Source organism: Photobacterium sanctipauli, assembly GCF_003026495.1.
GTDB classification, from domain to species: Bacteria; Pseudomonadota; Gammaproteobacteria; order Enterobacterales; family Vibrionaceae; genus Photobacterium; species Photobacterium sanctipauli.
The window spans coordinates 128,524-150,302 of record NZ_PYMA01000010.1 but is presented as its reverse complement, the minus strand read 5'-3'; the positions used below and the strand labels follow the sequence as shown (position 1 = coordinate 150,302).

The following is a 21,779-nucleotide window of genomic DNA, read 5'->3' as shown; positions in this document are numbered from 1 at the left end:
AGAAAGGAGAGCCAATCGTGCTCTCCTTTTGCTTTTCGGTGACCCGCTTTAACCTACTCCGCCAATTTGAATACCACTTCCACACGGTCTCGGATCACAATCTCGGCGTCTTGGTAAGTGGCTGCCGTTTCCGGCGCAGCATCCATCGCCATGCGCATCATGACCGGGCGGGGCTGGTTCGACTGGTAACGGATCTGCCATACCCCATCGATTTCCTCGCCAAAGCCCTTGGCTAGCGACTCTGCCTTTGCCTTGGCATCACTGATCGCCGCCTGGCGCGCCTGCTCTTGGTACTTGGCTTCATCGCTCACCTTCAACTCGATGTTATTAATACGGTTGATCCCATCACCAATAGCATGGTCAAGGTAGGTATTGAGCTGCTCCAAGTCGCCCACCGTCACGGTGATATTGCGGCTGGCCCGATAGCCTTTTAGCTCCGGCGCTTTGTCTTTCGGGTAATGATACTGAGGTTGCAGGCTAATATTGGCGCTCTGGATTGCATTGCGCTCAATGCCCTGCGCCTGTAGGCGTTCAACAAATGCGGTTACGGCCTGATCGACCGCTTGCTTTGCTTCTTTCGCCGTCGGCTTTACTTCAACCACAGCAACAGCAAATGTTGCCATGTCAGGCTGGACTGCAACCTCACCCATACCGGAGGTTTCCAGGTGCGGAACCGTAATATTGGCTGAAGCCACACCGCTGGCTCCCATCAAGCCAAATCCTAAAAATGCAGCAACAAGTTGTTTTTTCATCAGGATCTTCCTATCTAACCAATCAATATTATTTTCTTACTCCTATAGGACAACGTGATATTTGAAAAAATCCCTAAAAGCTAAAATTTTTTGTACAGTGTTTTATTTTAGCTTTTATCAATGGTGGTTATACCGGGGGGGTACTACTGCGGCAGCACGGTACGGGCATGCTGGGTGAGTTGCAGGGAGAGCTCTGTCAACACACCGCTTTCCAACGCCCAATGGTGCCAATACATCCGCCTGGTAAGAAAGATATCTGGTGTGACATTCACTAACCTGCCATTCTCAAGTTCATCAAGTATTTGCACCTTGGGTATCAAACTAAAGGCAATGCCTTCCAACGCCAAGCGCACAAAGGCTTCAGACGAGCGGACGGTATGCTTCATCACACTACCAAGCGGTAAGTTGAAGTGCTGCTGGATAAACCGCTCATGCATGTCATCGTGCTGATCGAAAGCAACACCTGGCGCATTGAGTAGGCTTTCCCGGGTCACCCCATCAGCAAAGTATTTAGCCGCGAACTCGGGGCTGGCAACGCAGAGGAAGTCGACCCGGCCAAGGTAATCGGCTACGCAGCCCTGCATCGGCGTGGCATCCATACTAATGGCCCCCACCACTTCACCGCTACGGAGCTTATCAAGGGTGCGCGCCTCGTCCTCGATCATCAAATTGAGCTCGATTCGGCGTGATTTCAGCAGGGGGCTAAGTGCCGGTAATAACCAAGTCGCCAAGCTATCGGCATTGGTCGCAATTGACACCGACAATGGCTGGCTGACATCATCCGGGGTGATCTCCGGTAATAGCTCCTGCTCTAGCAAGCGCACCCTGCGATAGAGGCCAAGCATCTTCTGCCCCGCCGCTGTGGGCCGTGGCGGTTGCTCCCTTACCAACATCGGTTGCGCCATCAACTTTTCCAGTTGCTTCACCCGCTGGGAGACTGCCGACTGGGTGATGCACAAGTGCTCTGCCGCCCGCTCGAAGCCCCGCTGGGCAATCACGGCATCTAACGCTTCAATCCAACGATAATCGAGTCCCCGCATCTTGTTTTCCTTAATATTTTCCGCATTGGTGGCGATAGCAAAGCGTTAAATTATCATCATTAGACAAACTTATGATAGATAAATTTTATTAGTTGTACTTAACAGCATAGCCCAGCGTATCCTTGCGCCATCACTTAACCACAATGAAAAAAACAAGGTATACAGCAACATGAGTATTTGGGCGCTATTACAAGGATTCGGCCTCGGAGCCACCATGATCATTCCAATCGGGGCACAAAATGCCTTCGTATTGAACCAGGGGATCAAGCGCAACCATCACCTGACCACGGCGACCATTTGTAGCATGCTCGATGCCTTGTTTATCAGCTTGGGGATCTTCGGCGGCGGCGCTTTGCTGTCTAGCAACGAGACCCTGCTAACCAGCGTTACCATTGGCGGTATCTTGTTCCTGACCTTCTACGGCTCGCTTTCGCTAAGCAGCGCACTTCGCCCCGTGGCCGATCAAGAGCAATCCAAGCAAGTACTTGCCCGCGGCCGCCGCGCGGTGATCTTGGGGGCGCTGGCAGTCACAGTGCTTAACCCGCACATGTACCTAGATACCGTGGTGATCCTCGGCTCTATCGGTGGCCAGTTTGAGGGCAACGAGCGGATTTCGTTTGCTATCGGCACGGTCATGGCATCGATCGTGTGGTTCTACACCCTATCAATGGGTGCGGCCAAGCTAGGGCCGACGTTATCAAAACCCAAGGTGAAGCGCGGCATCGACTTTGCAGTTGCTGCTATGATGTTCTTCATTGCCAGCCACTTAGCCAAAGGACTTTGGAGCCAGTATGTTGCTTGATAACCCATTAACCGAACACCCAACCGAACAGCTCGAGGCCATTTATCTCGCCAACTTGGCATTGTTTAGCCAAACCGGCGTGGCCTACCAAGCTTGGCAGCACGAGCCTATCTTAGATTTCGAGACCGATGCCAGGATTGCGGCTGAACTTGGTTGGACAGCGGCGCCAACCAAAAGCCTGTTCATGAAAATTAAGGGCGGCGGCCACTGCCTGCTGCTGACCCACCGTGACAGCCGGTTGGACAGCAAGCTAGTCAAGCTAATCCTCGGCAAGCGGGTGTCGGTTTGCAGCCACGACGAAATGATCGCGGCGATTGGCTGTACCCCGGGCGCGGTTTGCCCGTTTGGCTTACCAAGCGATGTCGTGATGCTGGTTGATCCCGTGCTCTACCAACATGACGAGTTGATGTTCACACCGGGCAAGCCCGAGATCACCTTCGCCTTTGCCAGCGGGGATCTTGATACCCTGCTCGGTGCCCTACCCAACAAGGTGATCCCCCTGCAGGCCCCACAGCAGACCGCCTGATAGCCATCACGGACCCTTAGCAGGCTTAGCCTGCGCATAAAAAATGGAGCTCGAAGCTCCATTTTTTGTTCTCGCTAGAAAGGCTTAGCTTTCTACTTTGTTCAGGTGGACATCCATCTGCGGGTAAGGAATACCAATGTTTTCCTTATCCAGCTCTTCTTTGATGGCCTGCATCAAGTCGAAGTAGACATCCCAGTAGTCAGAAGTGTTTACCCATGGGCGCACGGCGAAGTTCACCGAAGAGTCTGCCAATGCCAACACACCAACGGTCGGCTCCGGATCTTTCAAGATACGCTCATCGGCCTCGATGATACGGGTAAGTACAGCCTTGGTATGCTGAAGATCAGCATCGTATGACACGCCAATCACCAAATCGATACGGCGGGTTTTGTGGCGGGAGTAGTTGGTTATCGGGCCACCAATCACCGACGAGTTTGGTACCACCACCATTTTGTTATCCGGGGTATTCAAGATGGTTGAGAACACCTGGATAGATTCAACCGATCCCGACACACCGCCGATTTCGACAAAGTCACCGGACTTGAACGGGCGGAAGGCGACAATCAGTACGCCAGCGGCAAAGTTGGATAGCGAGCCTTGCAATGCCAGGCCGACAGCAAGACCGGCGGCACCGATCACCGCAACCACAGAGGCCGTTTGTACCCCAACCCGGCCCAATGCCGCAATCAGTACAATCACAAACAGCAGGTAGCGAACAAGCGAGTGCAAGAACTCAACGACCGCTTCATCCATGTCTTTCTTGCGCAGCATTTTTGCCACGCCGTTAGCGATGCTCTTGGTGATAATATTACCGATGAAAAGGATGATCAGCGCAGACAGGATATTCACCCCGTACTGGATCAACAATTCTTGGTTGTCGGCAACCCAGGTACCTGCATTGAGCACACCCGAGGTTAGTTCATTATCCTTGATGGTCTCCACCACCGAATCTGCGACACCGGAGACGGTATCCGTCACGGTATCTGAAACAGTACTCTCACTCATACATTTCTCATCCTGCAAATGTTATTTCCATTCCCACCAAAATAAACCGGGAAACACAAATAATCATAGGCTCGTTTATATAAATTACTTATGCAACTGCCAATATATCAGCAATTTATTCATTTTGTAGAGCATTGAAAGCTCTTTTTCGCGGCGGATAATACTCTTCGGCACAAAAAACGCCAACAAAAAATGACAAGCGAGTCATACCCTGTTCTTCAGGCATAAAAAAACCCGCCGAGGCGGGTTTTTTAAAAGGCTTAAAGCTAAACGTAACTTATAGTACGTCGATAGCGTTAAGGTCTTTGAATGCTTGCTCAAGACGGTTAACCATACCAACCTGACCAGCACGTAGCCATACGCGTGGATCGTAGTATTTCTTGTTAGGCGCGTCTTCGCCAGTTGGGTTACCGATCTGGCCCTGTAGGAAGTCACGATTTTCCGCTTCGTACGCACGAACGCCATCCCAAGTTGCCCACTGAGTATCAGTATCGATGTTCATTTTGATAACACCGTAGCCGATTGACTCTTCGATTTCTTCCTGAGAAGAACCAGAACCACCGTGGAATACGAAGTTTAGTGCGTTACCAGCAATACCGAACTTCTCTGCACAGTGTGCTTGAGAGTCACGTAGGATAGTTGGAGTTAGAACAACGTTACCTGGCTTGTATACACCGTGTACGTTACCGAAAGATGCAGCGATAGTGAAACGTGGGCTGATAGCAACAAGTTTCTCGTAAGCGTAAGCTACGTCTTCTGGAGAAGTGTATAGCTCAGATGCGTCCATGTGAGAGTTATCAACGCCGTCTTCTTCACCACCAGTACAACCTAGTTCGATTTCTAGCGTCATACCCATCTTAGCCATACGCTCTAGGTACTGGCCAGAGATTTCGATGTTCTCTTCTAGCGACTCTTCAGAAAGGTCGATCATGTGAGAAGAGAATAGAGGCTTACCAGTTTGAGCGAAGAACTCTTCACCCGCGTCTAGTAGACCGTCGATCCATGGAAGAAGCTTCTTAGCAGCGTGGTCAGTGTGAAGGATAACTGGCACACCGTAAGACTCAGCAACAGCGTGTACGTATTTCGCACCAGCTACAGCACCCATGATTTGCGCTTCCTGACCTTCTAGTTTCAGGCCTTTACCAGCGAAGAATGCAGCACCGCCGTTAGAGAACTGAACAACAACTGGTGCTTTAACTTTAGCAGCAGCTTCTAGTACAGAGTTTACAGAGTCAGTGTTAACAACGTTAACCGCTGGAAGAGCAAATTTGTTCTCTTTTGCAACTTCAAATACTTTCTGTACGTCGTCGCCAGAAATAACACCAGGTTTTACGAAATCGAAGATCTTAGACATAACAATAGTCCTATTTGCCTTGTTGTCTGTGTGAATTTTAAATCTTTGCAAACGTTTGCTGCTGGTCGGGTATTCTAGTAAAACCAGACCTAAATCACAAACATTTCAGTGCGGGAGCAGCTTGCTCCCGCCCTAATAATTAAGCTTTTGCGCGCTCTTCAAGCATTGCAACAGCTGGAAGTACCTTACCTTCAACGAACTCAAGGAATGCACCGCCACCAGTAGAGATGTAAGAAACGTCAGCTTTGATACCGAACTTGTCGATAGCCGCTAGCGTGTCACCACCACCTGCTACAGAGAAACCTTCTGACTCTGCGATTGCTTTAGAGATACCAGCCGTACCTGCTTCGAAGTTCTTGAACTCGAATACGCCAACTGGGCCATTCCAAAGAATTGTTTTCGCGTTGCCGATAATTTCAGCCAGTGCCGCAGTTGAATCCGGGCCTAGGTCGAAAATCATGTCGTCGTCAGCTACGTCTGCAACGTTCTTGATTTCAGCTTCCGCGTTCTCGTCGAATGCTTTCGCACAAGCAACGTCAGTTGCAACAGGGATTGAACACTCTTTCATTAGCTTCTGAGCAGTTTCAATTAGGTCTGCTTCGTACAGAGATTTACCAACATTGTGGCCTTCTGCTGCAATGAATGTGTTCGCAATACCGCCACCAACAACTAGCTGGTCAGCAACTTTTGATAGCGACTCAAGTACTGTTAGTTTAGTAGAAACTTTAGAACCACCAACGATAGCAACTAGCGGACGAGCTGGGTTGTCCATTGCTTTGCCTAGCGCTTCTAGCTCAGCAGCAAGAAGAGGACCTGCACATGCTACTGGTGCGTAAGTACCAACACCGTGAGTAGATGCCTGTGCACGGTGAGCAGTACCGAATGCGTCCATTACGAATACGTCACATAGCGCAGCGTATTTCTTAGATAGCTCTTCTTCGTTCTTCTTCTCGCCTTTGTTGAAGCGAACGTTTTCAAGAACAACTAGCTCACCAGCGTTCAGCTCAAGGCCGTCTAGGTAATCTTTCGCTAGTTTAACGTCGCAATCTAGTGCGTCGTTTAGGTAGTTAACTACAGGCTGTAGAGAGAACTCTTCCGCGTACTCGCCTTCAGTTGGACGACCTAGGTGAGAAGTAACCATTACTTTCGCGCCAGCTTCTAGGCACTTCTTGATAGTAGGTAGAGACGCTAGGATACGCGCATCAGAAGTTACTTTACCGTCTTTTACAGGAACGTTTAGGTCAGCACGGATAAATACGCGTTTGCCCGCTAGTTCCAGATCCGTCATCTTGATTACAGACATGGTTTGTCCTCTCAACATTAATTAATTTAAAATCAAAGTTTTGTCGGCCCAGCGTCACTGCCAAGCCCTAATAATTCGTTATTGCTGCTCGCCAACCGCAGAGTCTCGCTCACCAGCCGCTTCGGCTGTGTCGGTAGCGTGCATTGCCAAGGCGGTGTCTAGCATCCGGTTGGCAAAGCCCCATTCGTTATCACACCAGACCAACAGCTTGATCAGGTGCTGGTTGCTCACCCTGGTCTGGGTACCGTCGACAATCGCGCTATGGGGATCGTGATTGAAGTCTATTGAGACAAGTGGCGCTTCGGTATAGTCCACAATGCCGTCTAATGTACAACGAGACGCACCAGACAATGATTGATTTACGTCATTAACTTTCACGTTTGTCTTTACCGTGACACTTAAATCCATCGCGGTAACGTTAATTGTCGGCACGCGCACAGAGATCGCTTCGAATTTGTCAGAAAATTTCGGAAAAATACGACCAATCCCCAAATGTAACTTGGTATCTACCGGGATGATGGATTGGCTGGCTGCGCGGGTGCGGCGTAAATCAGTATGGTAGGCATCGATGACCTGCTGGTCGTTCATTGCCGAGTGAATGGTGGTGATGGTGCCGGATTCAATCCCGAATGCTTCGTCCAGGACTTTGATAACAGGGACAATACAGTTGGTGGTACAAGAGCCGTTCGACACTATCTTGTGTTCCGGCCTGAGGGACTCGTGGTTCACCCCGTAGATGATCGTATTGTCTATATCGTTGGCTGCCGGGTGGGAAAATAGCACCTTGCCTGCACCGGCCTTGATGTGTGCTTCGCCATCGGCGCGGGAGCCAAACTTGCCGGTACAATCGAGTACGATGTCGATACCCAGATCTTGCCACGGCAACAAATGCAGCTCGGATTGGTGGAGGATTCGGATAGAGTCCTGGCCGCCGTTTTCATGAGCAATAAACATATGCTCCTGGTCATGGCTGACAGGCTTTTGGAAGCGACCATGGCTGGTGTCATATTGCAGTAGGTGAGCCATAGCCTCAGGCTCAGCCAACTCGTTGACTGCCACGACCTCGATTTGATGGTGCTTGCCGCTTTCGTACAATGCCCGAAGCACACTGCGACCGATGCGACCGAATCCATTTATTGCGACTTTTAGTGTCATATCCGTGCTACAAAATTATTAAGCTGGGTTAGTGTATACCAAGCTTTGGCGAGAATCACCATAATTGTGAGCGAAATCACCCAAGCAACAAATAACATTAAAAATCAGACAATTAAAAACAAAAACACACAAAAAAAGCGGAAAATAACCGTAAACCAAAGCGTGATTTAGATCTCACTTCATATAAAAAAGGCCTCATAACGAGGCCTTTTTTTTACACTTCGAATTAAATAGGCGCCATCAGCACAAAGCGCGTGTCGCCCATCTCACCCATTGAAGTATCAATTAAGCTAGAAGCTCTTTCGCTGTTTCAACGACGTTTTCAACCGTGAAGCCGAACATCTTGAATAGTTCGCCTGCAGGTGCAGACTCGCCGAAGGTCGTCATACCGATGATGCGGCCGTTGAAGCCCACGTACTTGTACCAGAAATCAGCAATGCCCGCTTCAACAGCGATACGTGCCGTCACGTCTGATGGCAGTACTGCTTCACGGTAAGCCGCGTCTTGCTTGTCGAATGCATCAGTAGATGGCATTGAAACAACGCGTACTTGCTTGCCTTCTGCAGCTAGCTGCTCAGCCGCTGCGACTGCTAGCTCAACTTCAGAACCAGTTGCGATCAGGATCAGCTCAGGCTTGCCGTCACAATCTTTCAGGATGTATGCACCCTTCGCGATGTCTGCAACTTGTGCTTCTGTACGTGCTTGCTGTGCTAGGTTCTGGCGCGAGAAGATCAGCGATGTTGGGCCGTCTTTACGCTCGATAGCCAGTTTCCAAGCCACTGCCGATTCAACCTGGTCACATGGGCGCCATGTGCTCATGTTTGGCGTTAGGCGAAGTGATGCCATTTGCTCAACCGGCTGGTGAGTCGGGCCGTCTTCACCCAGACCGATAGAGTCGTGAGTGTAAACCTGGATGTTCTGCACCTTCATCAGTGCCGCCATACGCATTGCGTTACGCGCGTATTCCATGAACATTAGGAAAGTTGCACCGTATGGTACGAAACCACCGTGTAGCGCGATACCGTTCATGATAGCGGTCATGCCGAACTCACGTACACCGTAGTGGATGTAGTTACCAGAGAAGTCGTTTGCTTCTAGCGACTTAGAACCAGACCACATAGTCAGGTTAGATGGCGCCAGGTCAGCAGAGCCGCCCATGAACTCAGGTAGCATCTGGCCGAATGCTTCTAGTGCGTTCTGAGAAGCCTTACGGGATGCGATGTTCGCTGGGTTAGCTTGCAGATCAGCGATGATAGCGTTCGCTTTCTCTTCCCACTGTGCTGGTAGCTCACCGTTAACACGGCGCTTGTACTCAGCAGCTAGCTCAGGGTAAGCCGCTTCATAAGCTGCAAACTTGTCGTTCCAAGCAGCTTCTTTCGCTGCGCCCGCTTCTTTAGCGTCCCACTCAGCTGCGATATCAGCAGGGATTTCGAATGGGCCGTGGTTCCAACCTAGGAACTCGCGTGCTGCTGCAATTTCGTCGTGGCCTAGTGGCGCACCGTGACAGTCGTGAGAGCCCGCTTTGTTTGGTGAACCGAAACCGATGATGGTCTTGGTACAGATCAGCGTTGGCTTGCCCGTTTCAGCTTTCGCCGCTTCGATAGCAGCGTTAATTGCTGCTGGATCGTGGCCGTCTACTGCAGGGATCACGTGCCAGCCGTAAGATTCGAAGCGCTTAGGCGTGTCGTCAGAGAACCAACCTTCAACTTCACCGTCGATAGAGATGCCGTTGTCATCCCAGAATGCGATCAGCTTGCCTAGGCCCAGTGTGCCAGCAAGAGAACATGCTTCGTGAGAGATACCTTCCATCAGACAGCCGTCGCCCATGAACACGTAAGTGTTGTGGTCAACGATGTCGTGGCCATCGCGGTTGAACTGGGCAGCCAGGGCTTTTTCAGCCATTGCCATACCCACACCGTTGGTGATGCCCTGGCCTAGCGGGCCAGTGGTTGTCTCAACACCCGGTGCGTAACCGTATTCAGGGTGACCCGGTGTTTTAGAGTGTAGCTGGCGGAAGTTTTTCAGATCGTCGATAGACAGATCGTAGCCAGTTAGGTGAAGCAGAGAGTAAATCAGCATTGAACCGTGGCCGTTAGACAGGATGAAACGGTCGCGATCAGCCCACTCTGGGTTTTGTGGGTTGTGGTTCATGTGGCTGCGCCACAGTACTTCAGCGATATCAGCCATACCCATAGGTGCACCTGGGTGGCCAGAGTTTGCTTGTTGAACACCGTCCATGCTTAGGGCACGGATTGCATTAGCAAGTTCTTTACGAGAAGACATGTCTGCTCCAAAAATTCGTAGACTTTATTGATTGAGGGATGTCCGTCATCTATGACCCAACACCCATCAGGATTCGGCGGGCGAGTATTGTCGCAAAGAGTCGCACTAAACTGCAAACGATTTCCTGAGAAAAATAAGTTCCATATCAACACGCTGAAAAAGTGCGCCCGCCAACCGCCTGTAATAAAAGCTATACAGGGGAAACGTTTGCTCAATCGCAAAACCATACCCGCACTGATTGCGGTGTTGCTTTTCAATCGCCAGTGAGTAGAATAGACGTCTAGACGGAGGTAGCTCTATACATACAAACGTATATCCGTATGCATCTATATGATGCTTTTTCTTTTTTATAGAGCCCTACATTATCAATCAATATTTATGGGAGCGCTCATGGCGAAGCACCTGTTTACTTCTGAGTCAGTATCAGAAGGCCATCCAGATAAAATTGCTGACCAAATTTCTGATGCAGTATTGGATGCGATCTTAGAACAAGATCCTAAAGCACGTGTTGCGTGTGAGACTTACGTAAAAACCGGCATGGTAATGGTTGGTGGTGAGATCACGACTTCTGCTTGGGTTGATATCGAAGAAATCACACGTGAAACAGTACGCGAAATCGGCTACGTTCACTCTGACATGGGCTTTGATGCTAACTCTTGTGCGGTACTAAGCGCTATCGGTAAGCAGTCTCCAGATATCAACCAAGGTGTTGACCGCGCAGACCCGCGCGACCTAGGTGCTGGTGACCAAGGTATCATGTTCGGTTACGCGACTAACGAAACTGACGTACTGATGCCTGCGCCTGTCACTTACGCTCACCGCCTTGTAGAGCGTCAAGCTAAAGTGCGCAAGAACGGTGCCCTACCTTGGCTTCGCCCTGATGCGAAAAGCCAGGTAACTTTTGCCTACGACCAAGGCAAAATCGTTGGTATCGACGCTGTTGTTCTATCAACTCAGCACTGCGACAGCATCGAGCTACCTGTACTGCAAGAAGCAGTAATGGAAGAAATCATCAAGCCAGTACTGCCTTCAGAGTGGCTAAACAAAGACACCAAGTACTTCATCAACCCAACAGGCCGTTTCGTTATCGGTGGCCCAATGGGTGACTGTGGTCTAACTGGCCGTAAGATCATCGTAGATACCTATGGTGGTGCAGCGCGTCACGGTGGTGGTGCTTTCTCTGGTAAAGATCCATCGAAAGTTGACCGTTCAGCGGCATACGCAGCACGTTACGTAGCGAAGAACATCATCGCTGCTGGCATGGCTGACCGTTGTGAAATTCAGCTTTCTTACGCTATCGGTGTTGCTGATCCAACATCTATCATGATCGAAACGTTTGGTACTGAAAAAGTATCTCACGACATCATCGTTGAAGCGGTACGCCAGCACTTCGACCTACGCCCATACGGCCTAATCGAAATGCTTGACCTGCTGAAGCCTATGTACCAGAAAACGGCGGCATACGGTCACTTCGGTCGTGAAGAATTCCCTTGGGAAAAAACCGACAAAGCAGACATCCTGCGCGACTTCGCTAACATCAAGTAAGCGACCCCGCATTGATTTGAAAAAGGAAGCCTCGGCTTCCTTTTTTGTTTCATGCCATCCACCAGCAAGCCTTGGAAAGAACATGACCGCCCTGCAAAACCAAGTTACCGATCGCGTAAAGCAATGCATCGCCCAAGCCAACCAGCGCCTCAACAAGCGCATGGCGATGCCAGCCGTCAGCTTTAGGCAACGGGGAAAAATTGCCGGTAGCGCCCGCCTGCAAGGTTGGGAAGTGCGCTTCAACCCGGTATTGCTGGCGGAAAACCCCGACGCCTTCCTGAACGAAGTGGTTCCCCATGAAGTGGCCCACCTGGTGGTGTTCAAACTGTTTGGCAAGGTTCGCCCCCACGGCAGGGAATGGCAAATCATCATGGCCGAGGTGTTTGGCGTGCCGCCGCGCACCACCCACAGCTTCGATGTCAGCTCGGTACAGGGCAATACCTTCACCTACCAGTGCCAATGCAGCGAGCACCAACTGACGGTCCGCCGCCACAACAAGGTACAGCGCGGCCAGGCAATTTACCGCTGCCGTCAGTGCAATAGCCCATTGCAGCTACAATCTAGCTAACATCCCTCGTACCGCTAATTACCCCTATCCATTCGCAACAACCTGCAACTGATAAAAAACTTTCTGTGCAGTGGTTCTAAAAAACAGCATCAATGATACGCTTGGAGCATAAATTGCTGTTTTAAAGGACCCTCATGCTTCGTCCAATCCATTGCTTGGCACTTGGCCTATTGCTACCGGCTATCGCCAATGCCGCCCCTCCCTCTTCATTCGGCCGAGCCAAAACCATCGCGGTAAAAGAGATTTACCATGATTACACCACCAGCTTTTATTGTGGGTGTGATATTGAATGGCAGGGCAAAAAAGGGATCCCCAACCTCGCCAGTTGCGGCTATGAAGTGCGCAAACAAGAGCGCCGGGCAAACCGCATCGAGTGGGAGCATGTGGTACCCGCGTGGCAATTTGGCCACCAGCTCCAGTGCTGGCAACAAGGCGGGCGCAAAGCATGCGGCAAGAATAAAAACTTCCGTATGATGGAAGCGGATCTGCACAATTTAGTGCCGGCTATCGGCGAGGTCAATGGCGACCGCTCCAACTACAGCTTTCAACCTTGGAACGGCAACCAAGGTGCCTTTTATGGCCAGTGCGAGATGAAAGTCGATTTCAAGCAGCGCCGGGTAGACCCGCCTGAGCAAAGCCGAGGGGCGATTGCCCGTACCTACTTGTACATGAGCGACACGTACCCGTTCAGCCTTTCGCGCCAGCAGCGCCAATTGATGGAGGCGTGGAACCGCAGCTACCCGGTTTCCGAGTGGGAATGCGAGCGTGACCGCCGAATTGCCAAGGTTCAGGACAACCATAACCCCTATGTGCTTGAAGCCTGCCGTGAAATCGGTTGGTAAGTACCCAATGTCGATGATTAGTTCGCTCTTCCCCTTGTGATCGGGCGGACTACCCCCCATTACTTATATACCCGACCACCTTGAAGTAACTTGGGTGTATTGGGTATATAATGCCCCGAGATAAAAACCAACAGGTTATAAGATAGCCATGAGAATCCCACGAATTTATCATCCCGAGGCACTGCCTGCTTCGGGGAAAATCATGCTCAGCGATGATGCTGCCAACCATGTCGGGCGCGTTATGCGTATGCAGGCTGGTCAGGAAATCTTGCTTTTTGACGGAAGCGATGCCGAATTTCCGGCCGTGATCACCAACGCCAGCAAGAAAAGCGTGGAAGTGGACATCCAGGGCCGCCGCGAAAACAGCATCGAATCACCGCTGGATATCCATCTTGGCCAGGTGATCTCTCGTGGCGAGAAAATGGAATTTACCATTCAAAAGTCTGTTGAGCTGGGTGTGAACACCATTACCCCGCTCATCTCAGAGCGCTGCGGCGTTAAGTTGAATGCCGAGCGCTTTGAAAAGAAACTCGCCCAATGGCAGAAAATTGCCATCGCGGCCTGTGAGCAATGCGGCCGCAACGTGGTGCCGGAAATTCGTCCGGTTATGAAATTGGAAGACTGGTGTGCCGAAGAATACGACGGCCTTAAGCTGAACCTTCACCCACGCGCCCACTACTCGATTAACACCCTGCCAGCGCCAGTTAGCAAAGTACGTTTGCTGATCGGCCCCGAAGGTGGCCTGTCTGCTGAAGAGATCAGCATGACGGAAGAATATAAATTTGATGAGATCCTGCTTGGCCCACGCGTACTGCGCACCGAAACCACGGCCATGACGGCGATCACCGCCTTGCAAGTTCGCTTCGGCGATTTGGGCTAACCCCGACGGGACACTAACTAGGAGAAACCAATGATCAAACTGGGTATCGTGATGGACCCTATTGAGTCTATCAACATCAAGAAAGATTCCAGCTTTGCCATGATGATGGAAGCTCAGCGCCGAGGCTGGGAAATCCACTATATGGAAATGAACGACCTATCACTGGAGCAAGGTAAAGCCGTTGCCCGTACCCGCGTGGTAAGCCTGAAAGAAGATCCTAATGGCTGGTTCGAATTCCACAGCGAGCAAGAGATCGCACTGTCAGATCTTGATGCCGTACTGATGCGCAAAGATCCACCGTTCGACACCGAGTACATCTACGCGACTTACATCCTAGAGCGCGCCGAAAACGAAGGGGCGTTGATCGTCAACAAACCGCAAAGCCTGCGCGACTGCAACGAGAAGTTGTTCACGGCTTGGTTCCCGGAGCTAACGCCAACCACTATCGTGACGCGCCGCGACGATAAGATCAAAGCCTTCCACCAAGAGCACGGCGATGTGATCCTCAAGCCACTTGATGGCATGGGCGGCTCGTCTATCTTCCGTGTCATGAAGGGCGATCCGAATGTATCGGTGATCATCGAAACCCTGACCAACCACGGCCAAAACTACTGCATGGCACAAACCTTCGTGCCAGATATCAGCAATGGCGACAAGCGTATCCTAGTGGTAGACGGCGAACCAATGCCTTACTGCTTGGCCCGTATCCCGGCCAAAGGCGAGACGCGTGGTAACCTGGCAGCGGGTGGCCGCGGTGAAGCACGCCCGATCAGCGAAACCGACCGCAAGATTGCCGAGACGGTTGCACCGGTACTGAAAGAAAAAGGCCTAATTTTCGTTGGCCTGGATGTAATTGGCGACAAGCTGACAGAAATCAACGTCACTAGCCCAACTTGTATCCGCGAAATCGAAGCCGCTTTCGATATCTCTATCACCGGCAAGCTGATGGATGCCATTGAGCGCCGTATCAAGGCTTAACAACCAAAGCTAATTTGTGCCACGTATTCGTGGCACATGCTAGCATGAATAACGCAGCCTACTCGGCTGCGTTTTATTACCAATTCTGTCAATTAGTCGGCATACTGTTAGTAACAGCGTATGTAGTAGGTGCACACCAATGAATCTGACCAATCACTTTCTGGTTGCCATGCCAAGCATGCAAGACCCTAATTTTAAAGGAAGTGTCGTCTATATCTGTGAGCATAATGACGAAGGTGCCATGGGTATCGTCATCAACCTGCCGATTGAGATCTCGGTGGGCAACATGCTCGAACAAATAGAAATTGAGCGTGACCTTCCTGTTGAAGACCCATCAAGCCTTGAGCAACCGGTATTTAACGGCGGGCCGGTTTCGAGCGATCGCGGCTTCGTGCTCCATAACCGGATCAAAAACTTCAGCTCGAGCATCGACATTACCGACGATGTGTCGGTCACAACCTCGAAAGATATCCTGTCGCTACTCGGCACTCACGAAGCACCGGACAATTTTCTTGTCGCCCTTGGCTATGCAGGCTGGGATGCCGGACAATTAGAGCAAGAATTGGCTGAAAACTCTTGGTTAACCACCGAGGCTAACCCAGATGTTGTGTTTAATACCCCGGTAAACGAACGCTGGCACAAAGCCATTGCGCAACTGGGGATCAGCTCCGCCCACCTTTCCATTGATAAAGGACATGCATGAGTAACTCACGCAGCGTATTAGGCTTTGATTACGGCACCAAGAGCATTGGTGTTGCTATCGGCCAAGAACTCACCGGCACAGCCAACCCACTCGCCGCTTTAAAGGCCAAAGATGGGATCCCTAACTGGGACGAAATAGAAAAGATCCTCAAGGAATGGCAACCTGATTTAGTGGTAGTAGGCTTGCCGCTTGATCTTCACGGCGGCGAATTGGAAGCCATCACCCCGCGGGCAAAGAAATTTGCCAATCGCCTGCATGGCCGCTTTGGCTGCCAAGTTGAATTGCACGACGAACGCTTAAGCACAGCAGAAGCCCGTGCCGATCTGTTTGAGCAAGGCGGCTACCGCAACCTCAGCAAAGGCAATATCGACTCCCAGTCGGCAGTGGTGATCCTCGAAAGCTGGTTTGAACAGCAATACGGATAACCGCCGGCCTTTCTCCACCTAGGCTCATTGGGATCTAGGTGGACATTGATCCCCCTCCCCCTCGTACAGCTTTTCAATCCAAGATCAAATAAAAGCAGAGCAGCTGCTCAGCAACACATAATTGACAGCAAAAGATCCAAGCGGGATAAGGGCTGATCAGCTTGTACAGCTTTTGGACACTTTGAACCCAAAAGCTCATATCGCTGATCACTGCATTTTCATCGCTCTTTAAAACCATTTAAGATCAACCATCTAACCAATAGCGATCATAAAAAAAAGCATTAGGATCATTACAACCCCAATGCTTTATACCTGCCATAAACCTTTTACTATTTACCATACCGATATGGCCCATGGTTCGTAGCCCATGGCCAAGGCTAGCCCATATCGATCGTCACCCCATCAAGGGTGTTGTTGCCTAGTTGGTTCTTACTACCGACTTTGATCATCAAGCGTAAATCATTGGCGGAATCGGCGTGGTGAAGCGCGTCCTGCTCGGTGATCTTGCCGGCGCTATAGAGGTCGTAAAGGGATTGGTCGAACGTCATCATCCCCGACTCATTGGATTTTGCCATCGCCTCTTTGATCTCATGCAACTCACCGCGGCGGATCAGATCGGCCACTCGGGGGGTATTTAACAGCAGCTCAAAAGCACCATGACGCCCTGCGCCGTGGGCATCTGGGATCAACTGTTGGGCAAGGATGCATTTGAGGTTGAGCGACAAATCAAACAAGAACTGCTCCCGGCGCTCTTTCGGCACCAGGTGCAAGATACGCTCGAGCGCTTGGTTAGCATTGTTTGCATGCAGGGTTGCCATACACAGGTGGCCCGTTTCGGCAAAGTTCATTGCGTACTCCATGGTTTCCGGGGTACGGATCTCGCCAATCAGGATCATATCCGGCGCTTGGCGTAACGAGTTTTTCAATGCAACCTCATAACTCTCGGTATCCAAGCCAACCTCCCGCTGGGTCACAATGCACTTGTTGTGCTTGTGAACGAACTCAATCGGGTCTTCTACCGTCAGGATATGCCCACTGCGATTGGCGTTGCGGTATCCGGTCATTGCCGCCATCGACGTCGACTTCCCCGACCCCGTCGCCCCGACCACCAATACCAAGCCACGCTTGGCCAGCGCCATCTTCTGCATGTCCATCGGCAAGTTCAGGCTAAAGATATCCGGGATCTCGGTTTCAATCCGGCGGATCACCATGCCCGGCAATTCACGCTGCCAAAAGGCGCTCACCCTGAAACGGTACTCACCACGCACCAAGGCAAAATTCGCCTCCTTGGTCGTATTGAACTCGTGTTGCAACGCCTCATCCATCGCTTCGGCAAACATGCCGTCAACCGCAGTACGGTCGAGAATATCGCCAATGGCATGAAGGCTGCCATCCACCCGCAGCAAACTCGGCGAATCCACTGTAATATAAAGATCTGACGCCTTGCTGCTGACCATCTCTTTCAGCGCATCTTGTAAAGTCATACGACCACCCTTGATTAAATCTGGATAAAGCTGCTATCAACCACGCGTCGGCCTTCCTCGGCCTCAACCAAGCCTTGCGCCACCAGCATCTTGACACTCTGCTCCATGGTTTGCATCCCAAGCGCCGAGCCGGTTTGGATCATCGAATACATCTGCGCGACTTTATCTTCGCGGATCAAGTTACGGATGGCCGGGGTCGCCATCATCACCTCATGGGCGGCAATACGGCCCCCGCTGATGCACTTCAATAAATTCTGCGACACCACCGCGCGCAACGACTCCGACAGCATCGAGCGCACCATCGCCTTATCGTTGCCAGGAAAGACATCAATGATCCTGTCCACGGTTTTGGCCGCCGAACTGGTGTGCAGCGTCCCCAGCACTAGGTGGCCGGTTTCAGCTGCTGTCAACGCCAAGCTAATGGTTTCCTTGTCTCGCAATTCACCGACAACAATCACATCCGGATCTTCACGCAAAGACGATCGCAGGGCGTTCTGGAAGCTATGGGTATCGCGGTGGACTTCACGCTGGTTGATCAGGCAGCGTTTGCCGGTATGGACAAATTCAACCGGATCCTCAATAGTCAGGATATGGCGGTTGAAGTTCTCATTGATGTAATCGACCAAGGCTGCGATGGTGGTCGACTTACCCGAGCCCGTCGCCCCGGTTACCAATACCAAGCCCCGTTGGCACTGGGCAATTTGGTAGAACACATCGGGCACATTGAGTGACTCAAGCGTAGGGATAGTCACCGGAATGGTTCGAAACACCGCCGCACACCCGCGGGCCTGCTGGAAAGCATTGACTCGAAAGCGACCTACGTCAGGTAAATCGAAAGAAAAGTCAACTTCGAGCCTTTCCTCGTATTCACGACGCTGAGCATCATTCATAATGTCAAAAATCAATCGGTGCACCTCGCCGTGCTCCAATGCAGGCAAGCTGAGCTTTCTGACATCACCGTCAACACGGATCATTGGCGGAACGCCCGCAGAAAGGTGCAGATCAGATGCATTATGCTTTACACTAAAGTCCAGTAGTTCGGTGATATCCATAAATTTTCCCCACAGAATCAATTATGAGTAGTATCAAGCAAAATATTGAACAGGTCATCTCCCAGATTGGCCTTGCAGCAGAAAAATGCGGTCGAAACGCCGATTCCGTGCAACTACTGGCGGTAAGCAAGACCAAACCCATCGCTGCCATCGAGGACGCAATTGCCGCCGGCCATTACGCCTTCGGTGAAAACTATGTCCAGGAAGGGGTCGAAAAAGTCCAGCACTTTGCCTCGGATAGTTACCCGCAGCCAATCACTTGGCACTTCATCGGCCCAATCCAATCCAACAAAACCCGCCCGATCGCGGAGCATTTTGACTGGGTTCACTCCGTCGACAGGGTAAAAATTGCCCGCCGCCTCAGCGAGCAGCGCCCGGCAGAGATGGCACCGCTTAACATCTTGCTGCAGGTCAACACCAGTGGCGAAGCCAGCAAGTCGGGATTGGATAACGACGAAATCCTTGCCGCGGCAGATGAAATTGCCCAAATGCCCAATCTGGTTTTACGCGGCCTGATGTCAATCCCGCAAAAAGCAGAGGATTACGACAGCCAGTTGGCCGCCTTTACCCAACTGGCCGAGCTGCAAGCCAAACTGAAAGAAACACACCCACAACTCGATACCCTTTCTATGGGAATGAGCGGTGATTTAGATGCAGCCGTCGCCGCAGGCAGTACAATAGTACGCATCGGCACGGCAATTTTTGGTGCCCGGGACTACTCCTAGAAGATATCCCAGAAGCCATCATAAGCGACGAAAACACAACGAGAATAAACACAATAACGGACAGGTGGGTACTGGCAGCCACTCCAAAGGCTCCCGGCCCTCAATAATTTTAATAAGGATTGAACATGGAACAACGCGCAATTGCCTTTATCGGTGCAGGAAACATGGCCCGCTCTATCATCGCTGGCCTAACCGCCAGTGGTTATGCCCCGGATAAAATCACTGCAACAGCGCCTAGCTCTGCACGCCGTGAGCCACTCGCCCGAGACTACGGCATCCACACCACCGACAACAACCTGCAAGCTGCCTCCGAGGCCGATGTTGTGGTACTTGCCGTCAAGCCACAGCTGATGGAAGAAGTCTGCAAACCGCTACAAATCCTCGACTTTTCTGGCAAGTTGGTGATTTCCATCGCGGCAGGGATCAGCGCCTCAAGGCTCAACGAGATGCTGGCAACCAACCTTAACCTAGTGCGGGTGATGCCAAATACCCCATCGCTGATCGGCAAGGGCATGAGCGGGCTGTTTGCCTCTGAGGGCTTGAACAGTCGTGACAAGACCTTTGCCGAAAACTTAATGCAAGCTGTCGGTAAAGCATGCTGGGTAGAGCAAGAAAGTGATATTAACGGTATCATTGCCGCAGCAGGTAGCGCCCCGGCCTATTTCTTCCTGTTCATGGAAGCGATGCAAGCCGAGGCGATTAAGCAAGGCTTCAGCCCTGAAACTGCTCGCGAGCTAGTGCAACAATCCGCCCTTGGCGCGGCAGAGATGGTGGTTGCCAACCCTGATATCGAACTATCGACATTGCGTGAGCAAGTCACATCGAAAGGTGGAACCACTGCTGAAGCAATCCGTACTTTTAACGAGCACCAACTTAGTGATACCGTAGCGAAAGCAATGCGTGCTGCCGTGACTCGCGCGGAAGAAATGGAAAAGTTATTTTAAGGTTAAGATATGAATTCAATTGGTTTTTTGGTCAGCACCCTGTTTGACCTTTACATCATGGTCGTCCTGCTACGCATCTGGCTCCAGTGGGCACGTGCAGACTTCTATAACCCGTTTTCGCAATTCATTGTAAAAGCGACCCAGCCAGTTGTGGCACCGCTGCGCCGTATTATTCCGTCTATCGGCTCGTTGGATGTAGCAACCCTGTTGTTTGCCTACGTGCTGAGCATGGGTAAGTTCATTGTGCTGCAATTAGTACTGGGCGGCGCATTGATGTTCAGCCCTGATCTACTGTGGGTTGGTGCGCTATCGCTACTAAAAGCCGCTGGTGGCCTGCTGTTCTGGGTACTATTGCTACGCGCAATCCTGAGCTGGGTTAGCCAAGGCCGCAGCCCGGTTGAATACGTGATGCACCAGCTAACAGAGCCGCTAACTGCGCCGATCCGCCGTATTATCCCGGCAATGGGTGGCCTGGATCTAAGCGTACTGGTTCTGTTTATCGGCCTGCAGTTTGCGAACTTCCTCATTGGCGACATGGTTGGCCCGATCTGGTACCAGCTATGACCATAGAGGCGGTCTCTCGCCAGGGCGATGACTTGGTGATCAGGCTGTATATCCAGCCCAAGGCCAGTCGCGACCAAATCGTCGGCTTGCATGGTGATGAAGTTAAAATCGCTATCACCGCACCGCCTGTCGACGGCAAGGCCAATGCGCACTTAGCCAAATACCTGTCGAAGCAATTCAAGGTAGCCAAGGGGCAGGTGAACATTGAAAAGGGCGAACTAGGCCGTCACAAGCAAGTCCGAATCGAGAGCCCGCGCGAGGTCCCCGAAGCGATCTCCGCACTGCTAGCCTAGGGGCTGTTGATCTTTTGAGCTAATACCAAGGCCGAGTCTCAGACTCGGCCTTGCTGTATCTCCCCACAGAGATACCATTCCGCTTACTGCTGGTCGTTATGGCGTCAGCAGGTTACCAACCCGGTAAACTTGCAGCTCCCCGCAGGCAATACGTGCGCTCAACTCATTACCCAGCTCCTTATCCGATTTATGATGGAGCAAAGCAGGATTCAAGAGCCGGGCGTAGAGCTTGCGCAAGTTAAACCTACGCCCCCAGCCATCATGGTGCGAGTGCAATAATAAACTTGCCCTGTAAATATTGTTGTAGCACCTTTGCGCCTGTCCCAAATTGCTATCGACAGCCTGACCATAAGGCACAATGAGGTAGCAAAACCCCATCGCATCGACAATCATGGTTTGGTGGCGCTGTGCCTCTTCCTGTGGGTTTCCAGCTGCTATATTCCCTTGTGGTTTAAACATGCACTCCCCTACGGCATCCCTGTTGTTGACACAATTCAGCTTTCAAAATTAACGAGTTAGAACTAAAAGAGTGACTCCGCAAGATTGCTTTATCAAA

The 21,779-nt window shown here is 51.3% G+C and carries 23 protein-coding genes; 13 read left to right on the top strand and 10 right to left on the bottom strand.

What is annotated here, in order from left to right:
- Positions 1 to 53: 53 nt before the first annotated feature.
- Entirely contained in the window at positions 54 to 752 is a 699-nt protein-coding gene (locus C9I98_RS16130; RefSeq protein ID WP_036824233.1) for an oxidative stress defense protein, read from the bottom strand.
- Positions 753 to 895: 143 nt separating this feature from the next.
- Positions 896 to 1,792, bottom strand: a complete 897-nt coding sequence (locus tag C9I98_RS16125; protein WP_036824237.1) for a LysR family transcriptional regulator ArgP — start codon at positions 1,790 to 1,792, stop codon at positions 896 to 898.
- A gap of 169 nt (positions 1,793 to 1,961) precedes the next feature.
- Between C9I98_RS16125 and C9I98_RS16120 the strand changes: the two genes are divergently transcribed.
- Positions 1,962 to 2,594, top strand: coding sequence for a LysE/ArgO family amino acid transporter (locus C9I98_RS16120; protein ID WP_036821868.1), 633 nt, complete (start codon positions 1,962 to 1,964; stop codon positions 2,592 to 2,594).
- On the top strand, positions 2,584 to 3,120 hold the full coding sequence (locus C9I98_RS16115; RefSeq protein ID WP_051902165.1) for a YbaK/EbsC family protein: 537 nt from the start codon (positions 2,584 to 2,586) through the stop codon (positions 3,118 to 3,120). Before C9I98_RS16120 ends, C9I98_RS16115 begins: the two co-directional genes overlap by 11 nt.
- 84 nt (positions 3,121 to 3,204) lie before the next feature.
- On the opposite strand, the gene mscS is transcribed toward C9I98_RS16115, so the two are convergent.
- The 5 genes from mscS to tkt form a co-directional block, all read right to left on the bottom strand.
- The gene (gene mscS / locus C9I98_RS16110) at positions 3,205 to 4,125 is read right to left on the bottom strand and encodes a small-conductance mechanosensitive channel MscS (RefSeq protein WP_051902167.1); all 921 of its coding nucleotides are present in this window, start codon (positions 4,123 to 4,125) and stop codon (positions 3,205 to 3,207) included.
- 277 nt (positions 4,126 to 4,402) lie between these two features.
- On the bottom strand, positions 4,403 to 5,479 hold the full coding sequence (gene fbaA / locus C9I98_RS16105) for a class II fructose-bisphosphate aldolase (RefSeq protein WP_036821862.1): 1,077 nt from the start codon (positions 5,477 to 5,479) through the stop codon (positions 4,403 to 4,405).
- Positions 5,480 to 5,618: 139 nt separating this feature from the next.
- Complete coding sequence (locus tag C9I98_RS16100) at positions 5,619 to 6,782, bottom strand: phosphoglycerate kinase (RefSeq protein ID WP_036821865.1); 1,164 nt, start codon at positions 6,780 to 6,782, stop codon at positions 5,619 to 5,621.
- 78 nt (positions 6,783 to 6,860) lie between these two features.
- On the bottom strand, positions 6,861 to 7,937 hold the full coding sequence (gene epd, locus C9I98_RS16095; RefSeq protein WP_107272210.1) for an erythrose-4-phosphate dehydrogenase: 1,077 nt from the start codon (positions 7,935 to 7,937) through the stop codon (positions 6,861 to 6,863).
- Positions 7,938 to 8,222: 285 nt separating this feature from the next.
- Complete coding sequence (tkt, locus tag C9I98_RS16090) at positions 8,223 to 10,220, bottom strand: transketolase (protein ID WP_107272209.1); 1,998 nt, start codon at positions 10,218 to 10,220, stop codon at positions 8,223 to 8,225.
- Positions 10,221 to 10,610: 390 nt separating this feature from the next.
- On the opposite strand from tkt, the gene metK reads away from it, so the two are divergent.
- The 7 genes from metK (at position 10,611) to ruvX (ending at position 16,161) form a co-directional block, all read left to right on the top strand.
- The gene (gene metK / locus C9I98_RS16085) at positions 10,611 to 11,765 is read left to right on the top strand and encodes a methionine adenosyltransferase (protein WP_036825341.1); all 1,155 of its coding nucleotides are present in this window, start codon (positions 10,611 to 10,613) and stop codon (positions 11,763 to 11,765) included.
- Positions 11,766 to 11,847: 82 nt separating this feature from the next.
- Positions 11,848 to 12,333: a SprT family zinc-dependent metalloprotease gene (locus C9I98_RS16080; RefSeq protein WP_107272208.1), complete on the top strand. Its 486-nt coding sequence runs from the start codon at positions 11,848 to 11,850 to the stop codon at positions 12,331 to 12,333.
- A 134-nt stretch (positions 12,334 to 12,467) separates the two neighbouring features.
- Entirely contained in the window at positions 12,468 to 13,175 is a 708-nt protein-coding gene (locus C9I98_RS16075) for an endonuclease (protein WP_036820777.1), read from the top strand.
- A 148-nt stretch (positions 13,176 to 13,323) separates the two neighbouring features.
- A complete protein-coding gene (gene rsmE, locus C9I98_RS16070) occupies positions 13,324 to 14,055 on the top strand; it encodes a 16S rRNA (uracil(1498)-N(3))-methyltransferase (protein WP_036820774.1) in 732 nt (243 codons plus the stop codon).
- Positions 14,056 to 14,085: 30 nt separating this feature from the next.
- The gene (gene gshB / locus C9I98_RS16065) at positions 14,086 to 15,033 is read left to right on the top strand and encodes a glutathione synthase (RefSeq protein ID WP_036820771.1); all 948 of its coding nucleotides are present in this window, start codon (positions 14,086 to 14,088) and stop codon (positions 15,031 to 15,033) included.
- 139 nt (positions 15,034 to 15,172) lie between these two features.
- A complete protein-coding gene (locus C9I98_RS16060; RefSeq protein WP_036820768.1) occupies positions 15,173 to 15,736 on the top strand; it encodes a YqgE/AlgH family protein in 564 nt (187 codons plus the stop codon).
- Positions 15,733 to 16,161: a Holliday junction resolvase RuvX gene (gene ruvX, locus C9I98_RS16055; RefSeq protein WP_036820765.1), complete on the top strand. Its 429-nt coding sequence runs from the start codon at positions 15,733 to 15,735 to the stop codon at positions 16,159 to 16,161. Before C9I98_RS16060 ends, ruvX begins: the two co-directional genes overlap by 4 nt.
- A 377-nt stretch (positions 16,162 to 16,538) precedes the next feature.
- Here the strand turns inward: ruvX and C9I98_RS16050 are convergent, their stop codons facing one another.
- Positions 16,539 to 17,645, bottom strand: coding sequence for a PilT/PilU family type 4a pilus ATPase (locus tag C9I98_RS16050; RefSeq protein WP_036820763.1), 1,107 nt, complete (start codon positions 17,643 to 17,645; stop codon positions 16,539 to 16,541).
- A 14-nt stretch (positions 17,646 to 17,659) separates the two neighbouring features.
- Positions 17,660 to 18,697 carry a type IV pilus twitching motility protein PilT gene (locus C9I98_RS16045; protein WP_107272207.1) on the bottom strand — a complete coding sequence of 346 codons (1,038 nt, stop codon included), beginning with the start codon at positions 18,695 to 18,697 and terminating at the stop codon, positions 17,660 to 17,662.
- A gap of 23 nt (positions 18,698 to 18,720) precedes the next feature.
- On the opposite strand from C9I98_RS16045, the gene C9I98_RS16040 reads away from it, so the two are divergent.
- The 4 genes from C9I98_RS16040 (at position 18,721) to yggU (ending at position 21,223) form a co-directional block, all read left to right on the top strand.
- Complete coding sequence (locus C9I98_RS16040; protein WP_036828716.1) at positions 18,721 to 19,422, top strand: YggS family pyridoxal phosphate-dependent enzyme; 702 nt, start codon at positions 18,721 to 18,723, stop codon at positions 19,420 to 19,422.
- A 125-nt stretch (positions 19,423 to 19,547) separates the two neighbouring features.
- Entirely contained in the window at positions 19,548 to 20,366 is an 819-nt protein-coding gene (proC, locus tag C9I98_RS16035) for a pyrroline-5-carboxylate reductase (RefSeq protein ID WP_036825751.1), read from the top strand.
- Positions 20,367 to 20,375: 9 nt separating this feature from the next.
- Positions 20,376 to 20,930, top strand: a complete 555-nt coding sequence (locus C9I98_RS16030; protein ID WP_036825755.1) for a YggT family protein — start codon at positions 20,376 to 20,378, stop codon at positions 20,928 to 20,930.
- Positions 20,927 to 21,223 carry a DUF167 family protein YggU gene (yggU, locus tag C9I98_RS16025; RefSeq protein ID WP_036825758.1) on the top strand — a complete coding sequence of 99 codons (297 nt, stop codon included), beginning with the start codon at positions 20,927 to 20,929 and terminating at the stop codon, positions 21,221 to 21,223. The genes C9I98_RS16030 and yggU overlap by 4 nt, the downstream gene beginning before the upstream one ends.
- Positions 21,224 to 21,319: 96 nt before the next feature.
- Here yggU and C9I98_RS16020 read toward each other — a convergent pair whose 3' ends face one another.
- The gene (locus tag C9I98_RS16020) at positions 21,320 to 21,682 is read right to left on the bottom strand and encodes a hypothetical protein (protein WP_036825762.1); all 363 of its coding nucleotides are present in this window, start codon (positions 21,680 to 21,682) and stop codon (positions 21,320 to 21,322) included.
- Positions 21,683 to 21,779: the final 97 nt, after the last annotated feature.